This window comes from Bradyrhizobium sp. 197 (assembly GCF_023073375.1).
In the GTDB taxonomy this organism is placed as follows: Bacteria; Pseudomonadota; Alphaproteobacteria; order Rhizobiales; family Xanthobacteraceae; genus Bradyrhizobium.
On record NZ_JADPJJ010000084.1, the window covers coordinates 1 to 751 of the forward strand.

A 751-nucleotide genomic window follows, 5' to 3' on the forward strand; every position below is an offset into this window, starting at 1 on the left:
CGTTCGAATACATCGTCGGGCCGCTCGCATGTCATTCGATCAATCATTCCGGCATAAATGACGGAAGGGTTGGAAGCCGCCTCATGAACTGAGGTGACGTCGTCCTGTTCGAGCGCCTATTGAACGCCGCACGCACTAAAGGAGTATCGCATCATCGCTCATGTCTGCGGGCTGCCTCGCTCAGACTACAAACCCAATTTTACCCGGCTGGGAACGCGTTTGGAAGAAACTGTTGTTCTTCGCTCGATCTGAGCTTTTGCGTCCAGCACTTTGTCACCGGCTCCTGCGGCGCGCGCCCGGCTGACCTGGTCCGATGTGCTGGCGCCCTTCCCGCGCGTTCCGATCGGCAGACCATTTCCTTCGGCCCGCGCTGCTGGCGAAGAATTGTTTCGAGTGGACAAGGCGCCGCCGACTGGTTGGTCCTCATTGCTCGTGCCCGTCCCGATCGCGCCGATCGGCAGACCATTCTGAGCGTGACCAGCCCCGGCATTTCTTGCGGCCTGGGTGGCGGACCGCGACCGCGCCGGCGCGGCGGGCTGAACGTTCGGATTGTTCGGCTCGGCGTTGATGCCTGGATTTCCGCCGGTGGCAGTATCTTTCGTTCCCATTCCTGGGGGCGCTGATTGACCAGCGTTGCCTGCACCCGTTCCCATTCCAGAAGATGCCGACGGACCAGCGCTGGCGCTACTCGCGCCCGTCCCGGTGCCTGCGCCTGCGGACCCGGCGTTTGCGCCGCCGGCTTGCGCCAGGA

General features: G+C 63.0%; 1 protein-coding gene. It reads right to left on the reverse strand.

Annotation, left to right across the window (positions count from 1 at the left end; all coding sequences use genetic code 11):
• Window positions 1-185: 185 nt before the first annotated feature.
• Window positions 186-608, reverse strand: coding sequence for a hypothetical protein (locus tag IVB27_RS19935; protein ID WP_247445023.1), 423 nt, complete (start codon window positions 606-608; stop codon window positions 186-188).
• Between the last annotated feature and the right edge of the window lie 143 nt (window positions 609-751).